The sequence below is a fragment of the Caballeronia sp. GACF4 genome, assembly GCF_023631025.1.
Taxonomy (GTDB): Bacteria; Pseudomonadota; Gammaproteobacteria; order Burkholderiales; family Burkholderiaceae; genus Caballeronia.
On sequence record NZ_JALQDW010000004.1, the window covers coordinates 14,933 to 27,623 of the forward strand.

Below are 12,691 nucleotides of genomic sequence, written 5' to 3' on the forward strand. Positions count from 1 at the left end.
GGTGTGCCCAAGTGGGGGCTGGGACGCGTCGGTGATCGGCCAAACCATGGCTAAAGCCGAACCATCAAACGGTCTCGACGCTACGCTTCCCCGTCAGCCGCAAAAGACTAACCAAAGCCGCCGTCGCCGCGAAACCAGCGCCTACGCCAAGCGCGATCAGCGGCCCGTGCTGCGGCTCGACGCCAAAGATCAACGCGACGATAGCCGCGCCGAGTGTCTGCCCCGTTAGCCGCGCCGTGCCGAGCATGCCGCTCGCGCCGCCGCTGCGATGCCGTGGCGCGGAAGAAATGATTTGTCGGTTGTTCGGAGACTGGAACAGCCCGAAGCCAAGCCCACAGACAGCCATGCGCCAGCCGATATCGAACGCATCTGGATGCGGGCCTGTCGTGGCGAGCAGCGCAAGACCCACGGTTAGAACCGCCAGCCCGATGCCGCCCAGCAGACCAGCGGGATAACGATCCGCGAGCACGCCCGCGAGCGGCGCGACGAACACGATCACGAGCGGCCACGGCGTCATCAGGAAGCCAGTTTCGACCTGACTCATGCCGAAGCCGTTCTGCAGCAGAAAAGGCAGCGACACGAACGCCAGCATCTGCGCGCAGAACGAGCACACCGACGCGCCAATCGATAGTGCGAACACCGGAATGCGCAACAGATCGACGGGCAAAAGCGGCGCGCTTTGACGCAATTGCCGGCGCACGAAAAAGTAGCCGATGACCGCCGTCACGATGAACTCGCCGATCACATACGGCCGATGCTCGCCGTGCCCGAGCCCGTCGACCGCGACGATGGCAAGCCCGAAGAAAAGCGCGTTCATCAGCGCGCTGATGTAGTCGTAAGGCCGGCGATGCCCGTCCATGCGCGGCAGCGCCTTCGTGCCGATGGCAAGCGCCACGAGTCCTATCGGCACGTTGATGGCAAAGAGCCACGGCCAGGTGGCGACCGAGAGCACGCCCGAGGCGACCGTCGGACCGATCACCGATGAAATCGCGACCACGGTTGCATTGATGCTGATGCCGCGCCCCAGATGCTTTTGCGGATAGATCATGCGCACGATCGCGGTGTTCACGCTCATGATTCCCGCCGCGCCGAATCCCTGCACGATTCGCGCTAGCGTCAGCGTGAGCAGCGAACCGGACATCGCGCAGGCCAGCGACGAGACAGTGAAGACCGCGAGGCCGGCCATATACACGCGACGGTAGCCGATACGGTCGCCGAGCGAAGCCAGCGGCAAAAGCGAGATGGTGATGGTGAGCTGATACGCGTTGACGATCCAAATGGAATCCGCGGGCGAGGCCAGCAGATTGCGCGCGATGGTCGGCAACGCGACGTTGGCGATGGCGCCGTCGAGTACCGCGAGCGTAATGCCGAGCGCGACCACCGCGATGGCCCAATAACGCTGCGGCAGGGGAAGACCTTGTTCGGAATCCATCGGTAGGCGAGAGGTAGGAGCGGCGCGTTCAACGGCCGGACGATGCGCGCATCGTCCGGAGAAGAAGCGTGGTGCTTATTTCAGCTGATAGAGACCGGTGTACGTCGCCGAGTCGATCTCGTTGAGATGAGTCATGAAGCGCGCAACGGCATTGGTCGCGTTGGCGTCGAGCGGCAGTTGATCCGCCTTCAGCGCGTGAATACGGAAGATGTAGCGATGCGGCTTGTCGCCACGCGGCGGCGCGGCGCCACCGAAGCCAACCGTGCCGTAGTCGTTGCGCATTTGCAGCGCGCCCGCTGGCAAGAGGCTGCCATCCGCCTTGCCCGCGTTGCGCGGCAGCGAGCGGACATCGGCGGGAATGTTGACCACGACCCAGTGCCAGAAGCCGCTGCCGGTGGGCGCGTCGGGATCGTAGACGGTAAGCGCGAGGCTTCGCGTGTCGGCGGGCGGGTCTTCCCATTGCAGTGCCGGGGAAAGGTTGTCGCCCGAGACGCCGAAAGCCTGCTGATCGAACTCGTGCTCGCGCGTCAAGTAACCGTTGGCGGGAAATTCGTCGGACCAGATGCGGAAATCAGCCATGAGAGTCATGCCTCCTTGTCGGGTGTTGGGAGTTGGCGGACTGAAAGGGTCCGCGGACGTGTGTCGATGCACGCTTGAATACGGCAGCACGCAACCGATTGCAGCAAGCATGCCTACGATCGAGAGTTGAACTTGCGGCGCATTATTCGATCGAGTGTAGCATCCGCCCCTCAATTGAGTCGGGCGTCGCTCCCGATTCGGGAAAATCGCCCGGAATCTGCTCGCTTATCAGCGGATGGGACGTAAAAGCGGCGCGCTACAATATTGAGATAAATCGTGCGATGAATAGCGCTCCGACGCGAGCCGAAGGGATTTTTATGCCAAACGATCCGCGCCCAATCACTGGACAGTTCACACCCGCGAGCGTGCCGGAAGACGATGCCGACATGTTCGACCTCGCTCCGGTCTCGCTCTGGCTCGAAGACTTCAGCGCCGTGCGCGAGCAGTTCGAGCGCTGGCGCGCGGCGGGCGTCACCGACTTGCGCGCGTTCCTCGAAGAAGACCCGGCGCGCATCGTCGAATGCTCTTCACGCATTCGGGTGGTGAAGGTGAATCGGCGCACGCTCGGCTTGTTCGGCGCGAAAGACCTCGATCATCTCGTGCAAAACCTCGAACGCGTGTTTCGCGACGACATGCTGACCACGCACATCGACGAACTGGAGCAACTCTGGTCCGGCGAACCGCGTTTCGTAAGCCAGACGGTCAACTACACGCTCGACGGCAAGCGTCTCGACGTGCTTCTCAAGGCCGCGATCTTGCCGGGGCACGAGAATACGTGGAGCCGTGTGCTCGTCACCGTCGAGGACATCACGGAACTCGAAACCATGCGCCGCCAGACCGCGGCGAGCGGCCTTTATGCACGCGGCCTTTTCGAGCATTCGCCGGTTTCGCTGTGGGTGGAAGACTTCAGTTCAGTGAAAGATTTGCTCGACGATGTACGCGAACGGGGTATCGTCGACTTCCGTACCTTTACGAGCGTGCACCCCGAATTCGTCGAACGATGCATGCAGGAGATTCACGTCCTCGACGTGAATCAGCACACCTTGCGCATGTTCGCCGCGCCCGACAAGGCGACCTTGCTCGCGCGTCTGCCGGAAGTGTTCCGCGACGACATGCAGCAGCACTTTCAGGAGCAGTTGATCGAGCTATGGGAGCACAAGCTCTTTCATCAGCGCGAGGTGCTGAACTATTCGCTCGATGGCAACGAGGTGCACGTGCACCTGCAATTTTCGGTGTTTCCGGGGCACGAGAAGCGCTGGGATCTCGTGCTCGTCGCGCTCACGGACATCACCGCGCGCAAGAAGGCCGAGGCGTATCTGGAGTTTCTCGGCAAGCACGACGTGCTCACCAAGCTCAAGAATCGCTCGTTCTATGCCGATGAAATCAATCGGCTGGAGCGCAAGGGCCCGTTCCCCGTGACGGCCATCGCGGTCGATGTGAATGGCCTCAAGACCGTCAACGATCAGCTCGGCCACGCGGCCGGCGACGCCTTGCTGCGCCGCGCGGGCGAAGTGCTCTCGAAGGCGGTGGAGAAGCCGTTCCAGGCGGCGCGGATAGGCGGCGACGAATTCATGGTGCTGCTGCCCGGCACGGACGAACGCGGCGGCGAGGCGCTGATGGACGGCATTCGCCAGTTGCTCGAAGTGAACAATCAGTTCTACTCGGGCATGCCGCTCAGCTTCGCGATGGGCGCCGCGACCGCGCACGAAGGCGAGCGCATCGAGCCGATGCTGCAACGCGCCGATGCCGCGATGTATGTCGAAAAGCGCCTGCACTACGCCAACGCGCAACGCAAATAGGGCGCTTCGGACGACGGCTTATTGAGCCTGTGCCGTCGCTTCATCGATACCCTTGTTCAGCGCCGGGCAGGCTTCGTCGATCTGCTTTTGGTATTGCGCCGGATTGCTCGTCTGCAGCTTGTTGATGCGATCCACCGTCGGTTGCGCCTGCGCGAGTCCGAGCTTCCACTCGGCGTCGAAGTCGGGCGCATCGGGGAAGTTCTTGCGTGCCATGTCCTTGAAACGGGCCACCTTGGCAGCGTCGATATGACACACGTCGGCTGCGCCGCGCGCGATGTTCGCGCTCGTCATCACGCCTTCGGCGGCCAGCAGTTGCGGCGTGGCGGGATGACCGGGAGGCAGTTGCGTCTGCGCCGCCGCGTGCAGGGCGCCAAGACCCAGCAAGGATGCGGCAAGTACCTGAAGGTGCTTCATTCGATTCTCGTTTGATTGATGCGGACCACGCATCGGGGACCGAAAAATTATAGGTTAAGCCTTTGAAAACAAATGCTGCGCATAGGGATGAAGCGCATAAGACGCTTGGAAACCCCATGCTAGAATCGATTTTCGATGCCGTTCTCAGACAGAAAAATGAAGAAAGGAAGCAAGGCCGCCAGTGCTGCGCCCTCGTCGTCCTCGGAAGGGCGGCGCAAGTACGATCCTGAGGAGACCAAGCGGAACATCCTTGACATCGCGACGCAGGAATTCTCGGCAATGGGTCTGACCGGCGCGCGTGTCGACGCAATCGCGGAGCGCACCAACACCACGAAGCGCATGCTGTATTACTACTTCGGCAGCAAGGACGGTCTCTATGAAGCCGTGCTGGAGCAGGTGTATGGCGACATCCGCGCGCTCGAACAAGAGCTCAGGCTGGAAGAGCTGGACCCTGAAGAGGCCATGCGCGAGTTCATCGGCTTCACGTTCGACTATCACGACAAGCATCGCGATTTCGTGCGTCTCGTGACTATCGAGAACGTGCATGGCGCGAAGTATATCGAGCAGTCGAAGACCTTCAAGGCGCGTAACTCGACCGTCATCAAGACCATCGAAGACCTGATTGCGCGCGGTGTCGCGGCGGGGCGTTTTCGCGAGGACATCGACCCGATCGATCTGCATCTGATGATCAGTTCGTTCTGTTTTCATCGCGTGGCGAATCGGCATACGTGGGGCGCGGCGTTCGGGCGCGATCCATCCGGGCCGCGTTCACGGGCGCGGCATCGCGAGATGATCATCGAAGCGGTACTGCGCTTCGTGCGCCGCGAAGACTGAAGCCAAGGCGAGCCAAGACAAAACGGCGGCACTTCTGCGAGTGCCGCCGTTTTGGTTTCGAGGGCGCCGAAGGGCTCAGCGTTCCAGCAAGGTCTGGAAATGCGCGAACATGCGCTCGGCATCCGGTTCGAGGCCGGTAAAGATGCGCAACGCATCCACGGCCTGACACACCGCCATGCCGCCGCCGCTCACCGTGCGGCAGCCGAGCGCGCGGGCTGCTTTCAGCAACTCCGTTTCGAGCGGGAAATAGACGATCTCCGCCACCCACAAGTCCTTGTGCAGAAACTCAGCGGGCAAGGGCAGGCCGGGCAGTTTCGCCATCCCGGTGGGCGTCGCATGAATCAGGCCGTTCGCCTTCTGCAACACGTCGCGTAGATCGCCGCCGCTCTTGACTTCGCGATCGGGAAAACGCGCGGCGAGTTCGCTTGCGAGCGCGGCCGCGCGAGTGTCGTCCGAATCGAATAGCGTGAGCGATCGCGCACCCATGGTCAGCGCGGCATGGGCCACCGCCGCGCCCGCGCCGCCCGCGCCGAGTTGCACCACGCGATCCATCGGCACACCCGGCAGACCGCGTTCGAACGCCCGCGCGAAACCCGACCAATCGGTGTTGTAGCCGATCCGCTTGCCATCCCTGAAGACAACCGTATTGACCGCGCCGAGCGCGCGGGCGTCGGGGTCGAGGTCGTCGAGCAAGGGGATCACGCTCTGCTTGCACGGATACGTGATATTGAGCCCGTCGAAGCCCAAGCGTTCGGCGGCATCGAGCAGATCGGGCAGCGCGGACGGTTCGAGCGCGAGCGCCTGCAAGTCGATCCGTCGATACACATAGTTGAGCCCGAGCTTGCCGCCTTCTTCCTCGTGCATCGCGGGCGTGAGCGAGCCGCCGATACCCGAGCCGATCAGCCCGACGAGATAGGAACGGGGAGACGCTTTGCTGGTCATGCGCAATACTCCAGTGCAAATAATGTAAGCGCAGTGTGACGGGCGCTCGGTGCCGTGTCCTTCGGTGTTTTCACGTATTTGTACGGTCTAGTTAGTTTGTTATGCTTGCGCACAATGACGTGGATTGCGTGCGCGCCGCTCCGTTTCCCGCAAGCGCCGCGAACGTCCTACACTGACGGGACTGCACCGATCCACCCGCATCATCTGAATGCAACGAGGAGGCAGCGATGCTGCGTTCAATCCGGACATCCATTGCGACGGTATCCATCAGCGGCACCTTGCCCGAGAAGCTGAAGGCAATCCGCGCGGCAGGGTTCGATGGCGTCGAGATTTTTGAGAACGATCTGCTGTACTTCGACGGCACGCCCGCCGACGTGCGCCGCATGTGCGCGGATCTTGGCCTCGCCATCTATCTGTTCCAGCCGTTTCGCGACTTCGAGGGCGTGAGCGCCGAGCGTCTCGCGAAGAACGCCGAGCGCGCGAAGCGCAAGTTCGAGCTAATGCACGAGCTCGGCGCGGATCGCATGCTGGCGTGCAGCAATGTGTCGCCGGACACCATCGGCGACGACGCGCTGATCGTCGATCAACTCGGCAAGCTCGCGCGCCTCGCGGAAGAAGCGGGCGTGATCGTCGGATACGAAGCGCTTGCGTGGGGGCGTCACGTCAACTCGTACAAGCACGCGTGGAAACTCGTCGATGCCGTGAATCACGCGAGTCTCGGTATCGTGCTCGACAGCTTCCATACGCTTTCCATCCGCGATTCGGTGGAGGAGATCGCGCGGATTCCGGGCGACCGCATCACCTTCGTGCAAATTGCCGATGCGCCCGTGCTCGCCATGGACGTGCTCGAATGGAGCCGTCACTATCGCTGCTTTCCGGGGCAAGGCGCGTTCGATGTCGCGGGCTTCACGGCGCGCGTGTTCGAAGCGGGTTATACCGGCCCGCTCTCGCTCGAAATCTTCAACGATGGTTTTCGCGCCGCGCCCACGGCCATCACCGCCGCGGACGGGCATCGCTCGCTGCGCTTTCTGGAAGAGCAGACGCGCGCATTGATGGGCGACCAGGCGCCAGCCGATCTCTTCGATCCGCCCGCGCCGCCCGCGCATATCGGCTTCCAGTTCCTCGAATTCGCCGTCGATGCCGCCACGCGCGAACATGTCGCCGGCTGGCTCGGCAGGTTGGGCTTTCGGCTGGCGGGCAAGCATCGCTCGAAGGATGTCTCGCTGTACCGGCATGGCGCGGGGTCGATCGTGCTCAACGCGGAAGCCGATTCCTTCGCGAGCGCGTTCTTCGAGCAGCACGGCTTGTCGCTGTGCGCGTCCGCATTTCATGTCGATGACGCGAAGCTCGCGTTCGAACGCGCGGCCGCTTATGGGTCGAAGCCGTTTTCGGGGCAGGTCGGACCGAACGAGCGCGTGGTGCCGGGCGTGCAGTCGCCTGACGGCAGCCTCGATTATTTCGTCGATGAGGAACCGGGCGGTCCCACGCTGTGGGAATCCGATTTCATTTTGACGGACATCGACGGGCCTTACGAAGTGGGTCCGCTCGAACGTATCGATCACGTGTGTCTGTCGCTGCCCGCCGACGCGCTCGACACCTGGGTGCTGTTTTTCCGCAGCGCGTTCGGCTTCGAGGTCGAAGCGAGCGTGACCGTGCCGGACCCGTACGGTCTCGTGCGCAGCCGCGCGGTACGCAGCCGCGACGGGTCGGTGCGCATTGCGCTGAATGCGTCGATGGACCGGCATACCGCGGTGGTGGAGTCGCTGACGACTTATCGCGGTTCGGGTTTGAATCACGTGGCGTTCAGCACGTCCGATATCTTCGATGCCATCCCTCGACTCGAAGCCGATGGCGTCAAATTCCTGCGCATTCCGCGCAACTACTACGACGATCTGGTTGCGCGCTACGGCCTGGCCAACGAACTGATCGACGCCATGCACGAACACAACATTCTTTACGATCGCGACGAGCGTGGCGGCGAGTTTTTTCATGCGTACACCGAGCAGCTCGATCAGCGCTTCTTCCTGGAAGTGATCGAACGGCGCGGAGGTTACGATGGTTACGGCGCGGCGAATGCGGCCGTGCGGCTCGCGGCGCATGCGCAACAGCAGCGGGCGCGGCAGGGGGCTTCGGCGGGCGGATGATTGGCTGGCCGCGCGTGACTGCGCGTCCTATCATGAAGACATGGCGGCAACTGAAAGGAGGGCGCCATGTTCGACTTACCGATGTTTCTAGTGGGCCTTGCGGCGCTTGCCGCCATTAGCATCGTCTTGCTGGCCGACGATTGGCGCGATGCGCGGCGCGAGCGCATGGCGCGACGTGAGCTCGAGCAAGCGGCGCATCATCCGCTGCGGGAGTGGTGGCTCAGGCATCGGCACTGAGCGGCGCGCCGGGTTCGATATCGGCAGCATCGGCCAGGCGCTTGGCTTCGCGTGCCTCCGCGGCGGCTTCGAACCGGTCGACATACAAATACAACCGATGCACCGTCTGCAACTGCGTGTGAGACAGATGCGCCTGCCGCGTGATGGCCGCGAGACGCTCGCGCCAATACGCTGGTGGCAGCGCGTACCCGCCCGCGTCGCGCGACAATGACTGCCGCAACACCCGCTCGAGATGAGTCAGGTCCTGGTCTGCCAGCAATGCCGAGAACGCGCCTTGTAGCTTGGTATCGGGGATAGGGTCCATTATTGCGATGGCGGCCGTTTATGATCCAACTTGATAGGGATAAACCCTGAACGTACGCCGTTGGCGTCAGCGTGATGAATTTTCCGCGCGACGTCCCGATTAGCGCGAGTGGCGTTTGCTATACTCTGCGCTCGCTTGGCCGTCTCGCAACGGCGAGCCGTGCGCCTCGATGCTGGCGCGCTCCCCGTAGTTCAATGGATAGAACGAGTGCCTCCTAAGCGCTAGATGCAGGTTCGATTCCTGCCGGGGGGACCATCCTAGGTGCCGACATCACCTAAGAAAACCCCATCGCCCTCTCGAAAACGCCAATCGGCAGGGCGCGCTCATGAGCGGCAAGCGCCCGTCTAATGGATACGCCTCGGCTCGGGATCTTGCATCCTGTCGCAAAGCGAGGCCACCTCATGGATTCCCCAGTCCTCGTGTGTGAGACGTCAGTCATTGGTTGACGCACCCATTTGAGGTGTCCACTACGGCTTGAGTCGATCAAGTCTGCCGAGACGCTGCCGCAACTACGACGAACCCCAAAGCGCGCTCGCAACCGCGCCGAAATCGTTGCAAGCGCCTGGGATCGAGTTCAAGCCGACGCTGTGGCCAGCACGCATATCCGACATTGCCCCTGAGCGTCTTCCGCCATGAGATGCGCCCGTCGACTACGCGCGCCTCAATCAAATCGATCTTCACCGCCTGTTTAATTTTTTCCTTCCAGTGCCGTTAATCCAGAAAGTTCGCGCTAAGGGAAAAGGTTAAGTGATCGTCGAATTCGATCCATGAGACAACTTCGTTCCAACCTGCCATCAGCGCATATCGCCGCAACTTCTACTGGCGGGTGACAATGCATAACAATCCGGTCAAATTCTCCTTTACTCCGGCCGATCAGGAAGCGCTGGAGAGAAGCCTAGGGCGGATCGCCTTCGCGCCCGACGGCAGCATCCTTCGTGTCAACGAGCGCTTCCTGGAGCTCTTCGACTACAAGGGCTGGGAGCTCGTCGGACGCAATCGCAGCATCTTCAGGCCGCTCGCGACAGGCGCCACCGCGCCGGACGAGATCGATACGGTCTTCGCAACCGCCAAAGCCTTCTTCGGCGAGATGCAGCAATTGAAGCGCGATGGCACGTCCTTCTGGACCGAGGTCTCCTGCATACCGGTCGCAGCCGAAGACGGCGCGGTCGGCGAGACCGTCATGCTGGTGCGCGACGTCACTGACCGCATGATGTCGGCCGCCGACGTCGCCGGCCAGATCGCCGCCATCAACACTTCGCAGGCCGTCATCCATTTCGCGATGGACGGCACCATCCTTCATGCCAACGAGAAGTTTCTGGACGCCACCGGCTACCGGCTCGACGAACTCGTCGGCAAGCATCATCGAATGTTCGTCGCCGCCGACGAGGCCAGGGACCCGTCCTATGCCGCCTTCTGGGAACGGTTGCGGCAGGGTTTGCACGCTTCCGGCGAATATCGGCGATTCCGCAAGGACGAAAAGGCCGTCTGGCTTCGGGCAACCTACAATCCGATCCTCGACCTCGAAGGACGTCCGTTCAAGATCGTCAAATATGCGGTCGACGTCACGTCGGAGAAGAAGCAGAACGCCGATTTCGAAGGCCAGATCGCCGCCATCGACAAGTCGCAGTGCATGGTGACCTTTTCGCCCGACGGCACCATTCTCGACGCCAACCGCAACTTCCTGGAAGCGGTCGGCTACACGATGGAGGAGCTCGAAGGCCGTCATCACCGCATGTTCGTCGATCCCGCATACGCGCACAGTCTCGACTACGAGATCTTCTGGAGCGATCTGGCCGCCGGCCGTCATCGCAGCGGCGAGTTCCGGCGGATCGGCCGCGACAAGCGCGAAATCTGGCTGCAGGCAATCTACAGCCCGGTGCTCGACCAGGACGGGCGGCCCTTCAAGATCGTCAAATACGCGACGGTGGTCACGCGTGAAAAGCTTCGCCAGGCGGACCACCAAGGTCAGATCGCCGCGATCCACAAGTCGCAGAGTGTCGTCGCCTTCAATGTCGACGGCACGATCCTCGACGCCAACGACAACTTCCTGGACCTGACGGGCTATCGGCTGTCCCAGGTCATCGGTCGCCATCATTCGATGTTCGTCTCGGCCGAGGAGCGAGAAAGCGAAGCTTATGGGAAGTTCTGGCAGACGCTCGCCGCGGGTGAGTATCAGGCAGGCGAGTTCAAGCGGCTCGGCCGCGATGGCCGCGAGATCTGGTTGCAGGCTTCCTATAATCCGATCCTCGACATGAACGGGCGCACCTTCAAGGTCGTCAAGAACGCCGTCGACGTCACCGGGCAAAAGCTGCGGCAAGGTGATTACGAAGGACAGATCGCCGCGATCAACAAGTCGCAAAGCGTCGTCTCGTTCGACATGGACGGCAATGTGCTCGAGGCGAACGACAACTTCCTTACCCTGATGGGCTACGCGCTCCCGGAAGTCGTCGGCCGGCACCATCGCATGTTCGTCGACAAGGAGACCGTCGCGCATGCCGATTACGCACGCTTCTGGAGCGATCTGCGCGCGGGCAAGTTCCTGTCCTCGAAGTTCAAACGCATCGCCGCGAACGGGGCGGAAGTGTGGATTCAGGCGTCCTACAATCCGATCTACGACCTGAACGGCAAGCCCTTCAAGATCGTCAAGATCGCCGCCGACATCACCGCCGACGTCTCGCTCGCCGCCGATCTCTCGCGCGCCCAGAAAGAAGTCCAGCACGATCCGGCGACGGGCCTTCCGAACCGGCTCGGCCTGCGCAAGTTCATGCGTCAGGTGCTTTCGGCGACCGACAGCGAGCTCGCGCTCTTCTATCTCGATCTCGATCACTTCAAGCCGATCAACGACACGTTCGGCCATGAAGTCGGCGATCTCGTCCTGCGCACCGTTGCCGCCCGTCTGACGGGCGAGTTGACGGAAGGGCAGCTCGTGGCGCGGATCGGAGGAGACGAGTTCGTCGTCGCGGCCACGAATCTCACGCGGCCGCAGATCGTCGAACTCGCGGAGCGCCTCATCGAGTCCGTGTCGCAGCCGATCGCTCATGGCGAGCGGTGGCTGGAGGTCGGTCTTTCGATCGGTATCGCGCTGACGCCGCAAGACACGCTGGAGGAAGACGAGCTTTTCCGCTTCGCCGACGTCGCGCTCTATCGTTCCAAGGGCAAGCAGCGTGGCACCTTCACCTTCTACGCCGAGGATGCGGAAACCTCCGCCGAGACCGAGCGGCATCTGGCGCACGACATGCTGATCGCGATCAAGGCGCGTGAGTTCGATCTTGCCTGCAGCGTGCGTGTTTCCGCAAACGACGCAATCGCCGTCGAGATTCAGCCGTGGTGGAACCACCCGACGCTCGGCCGCCTCGGCACCGAAACCTACCTGCGCGTCGCCGAACAAAGCGGTCTCGTCGTTCCTCTCGGCGACTGGATCTTGCGCGAGGCCTGCAAGCTCGCCACGGACTTGCCCGAGATTACCGTTTGCGTGCCGGTCTATCCGAAGCAGCTCCTGACCAGCGACTTTGCGCAGACGCTGACGCTGGCGCTGCGAGAGAGCGGCGTGGACGCGAGCCGCCTCGAACTGCGGCTCGAACGCGGCACGGCGCGCGTCAACACGGAAAGCCTTCGCTCCGATGTCGCAAAGCTCAGGGCGATGGGTCTCGAAGTCGTCGCCGATAGCGTCCTCGCCGGCGAAAACGCGCTTTCGAATCGCGCCTACTGGAGCATGGACCGGGTGATGGTCGACGCGCGCCTCGGCGCCATTCTCAAGAGACAGGCTCATCCGCTCGCAACCGAGATTGCCGAGATCGAAGCTCGCGACGCCAAGGCGAAAATTTCCGGCAAACGTTGCTTCGAGATCGACGCCAAGGCGGCGCTACACAGCTTCGTGGTGCTCGATACGATCAAACCGGCCGAGCTCACGGCCGCGCTTCGCGAGACGAGTAAGAGCGCGGAGGATGCGCAGGCCGAAGACGACGGGATGATCGCGAACAAAGAGAACGTCGCGTGAGAGTCGGTT

General features: G+C 62.3%; 10 protein-coding genes and 1 tRNA gene. 6 read left to right on the plus strand and 5 right to left on the minus strand.

The features are described 5' to 3' along the window. Positions 1 to 64: 64 nt before the first annotated feature. Both NCR40_RS03980 and NCR40_RS03985 read right to left on the minus strand, forming a co-directional pair. Positions 65 to 1,432 (minus strand): MFS transporter, encoded by a 1,368-nt coding sequence (locus NCR40_RS03980; RefSeq protein WP_250463996.1) that lies wholly within the window; start codon positions 1,430 to 1,432, stop codon positions 65 to 67. A 75-nt stretch (positions 1,433 to 1,507) separates the two neighbouring features. After that, positions 1,508 to 2,011 (minus strand): YbhB/YbcL family Raf kinase inhibitor-like protein, encoded by a 504-nt coding sequence (locus NCR40_RS03985; protein WP_250463998.1) that lies wholly within the window; start codon positions 2,009 to 2,011, stop codon positions 1,508 to 1,510. Between the two features lie 317 nt (positions 2,012 to 2,328). Between NCR40_RS03985 and NCR40_RS03990 the strand changes: the two genes are divergently transcribed. Continuing rightward, positions 2,329 to 3,810 (plus strand): sensor domain-containing diguanylate cyclase, encoded by a 1,482-nt coding sequence (locus tag NCR40_RS03990; protein WP_250508778.1) that lies wholly within the window; start codon positions 2,329 to 2,331, stop codon positions 3,808 to 3,810. A gap of 18 nt (positions 3,811 to 3,828) precedes the next feature. On the opposite strand, the gene NCR40_RS03995 is transcribed toward NCR40_RS03990, so the two are convergent. Then, entirely contained in the window at positions 3,829 to 4,224 is a 396-nt protein-coding gene (locus NCR40_RS03995) for a hypothetical protein (RefSeq protein WP_244827469.1), read from the minus strand. Between the two features lie 156 nt (positions 4,225 to 4,380). Here NCR40_RS03995 and NCR40_RS04000 point away from each other — a divergent pair, with 156 nt between their 5' ends. Continuing rightward, positions 4,381 to 5,058 carry a TetR/AcrR family transcriptional regulator gene (locus tag NCR40_RS04000; protein WP_244827470.1) on the plus strand — a complete coding sequence of 226 codons (678 nt, stop codon included), beginning with the start codon at positions 4,381 to 4,383 and terminating at the stop codon, positions 5,056 to 5,058. A 75-nt stretch (positions 5,059 to 5,133) separates the two neighbouring features. On the opposite strand, the gene NCR40_RS04005 is transcribed toward NCR40_RS04000, so the two are convergent. Beyond that, positions 5,134 to 6,000, minus strand: a complete 867-nt coding sequence (locus NCR40_RS04005; RefSeq protein WP_250508779.1) for a shikimate dehydrogenase — start codon at positions 5,998 to 6,000, stop codon at positions 5,134 to 5,136. 239 nt (positions 6,001 to 6,239) lie between these two features. Between NCR40_RS04005 and NCR40_RS04010 the strand changes: the two genes are divergently transcribed. Next, complete coding sequence (locus NCR40_RS04010; protein WP_250508991.1) at positions 6,240 to 8,144, plus strand: bifunctional sugar phosphate isomerase/epimerase/4-hydroxyphenylpyruvate dioxygenase family protein; 1,905 nt, start codon at positions 6,240 to 6,242, stop codon at positions 8,142 to 8,144. A gap of 66 nt (positions 8,145 to 8,210) precedes the next feature. After that, complete coding sequence (locus NCR40_RS04015) at positions 8,211 to 8,381, plus strand: hypothetical protein (protein WP_250464003.1); 171 nt, start codon at positions 8,211 to 8,213, stop codon at positions 8,379 to 8,381. Here the strand turns inward: NCR40_RS04015 and NCR40_RS04020 are convergent. After that, the gene (locus NCR40_RS04020) at positions 8,365 to 8,685 is read right to left on the minus strand and encodes a hypothetical protein (RefSeq protein ID WP_250508780.1); all 321 of its coding nucleotides are present in this window, start codon (positions 8,683 to 8,685) and stop codon (positions 8,365 to 8,367) included. The genes NCR40_RS04015 and NCR40_RS04020 overlap by 17 nt on opposite strands. A 180-nt stretch (positions 8,686 to 8,865) precedes the next feature. Here NCR40_RS04020 and NCR40_RS04025 point away from each other — a divergent pair. Continuing rightward, positions 8,866 to 8,940 (plus strand) — tRNA-Arg (locus NCR40_RS04025). A 577-nt stretch (positions 8,941 to 9,517) separates the two neighbouring features. After that, a complete protein-coding gene (locus NCR40_RS04030; protein WP_250508781.1) occupies positions 9,518 to 12,682 on the plus strand; it encodes a PAS domain S-box protein in 3,165 nt (1,054 codons plus the stop codon). The last annotated feature ends 9 nt before the right edge of the window (positions 12,683 to 12,691 follow it).

Coding starts and splice junctions, on each gene's coding strand:
- NCR40_RS03985 (WP_250463998.1), bottom strand. CDS start 2,011: ATGGCTGATTTCCGCATCTGGTCCGACGAATTTCCCGCCAACGGTTAC.
- NCR40_RS04005 (WP_250508779.1), bottom strand. CDS start 6,000: ATGACCAGCAAAGCGTCTCCCCGTTCCTATCTCGTCGGGCTGATCGGC.
- NCR40_RS03980 (WP_250463996.1), bottom strand. CDS start 1,432: ATGGATTCCGAACAAGGTCTTCCCCTGCCGCAGCGTTATTGGGCCATC.
- NCR40_RS04030 (WP_250508781.1), top strand. CDS start 9,518: ATGCATAACAATCCGGTCAAATTCTCCTTTACTCCGGCCGATCAGGAA.
- NCR40_RS03990 (WP_250508778.1), top strand. CDS start 2,329: ATGCCAAACGATCCGCGCCCAATCACTGGACAGTTCACACCCGCGAGC.
- NCR40_RS04020 (WP_250508780.1), bottom strand. CDS start 8,685: ATGGACCCTATCCCCGATACCAAGCTACAAGGCGCGTTCTCGGCATTG.
- NCR40_RS04000 (WP_244827470.1), top strand. CDS start 4,381: ATGAAGAAAGGAAGCAAGGCCGCCAGTGCTGCGCCCTCGTCGTCCTCG.
- NCR40_RS03995 (WP_244827469.1), bottom strand. CDS start 4,224: ATGAAGCACCTTCAGGTACTTGCCGCATCCTTGCTGGGTCTTGGCGCC.
- NCR40_RS04015 (WP_250464003.1), top strand. CDS start 8,211: ATGTTCGACTTACCGATGTTTCTAGTGGGCCTTGCGGCGCTTGCCGCC.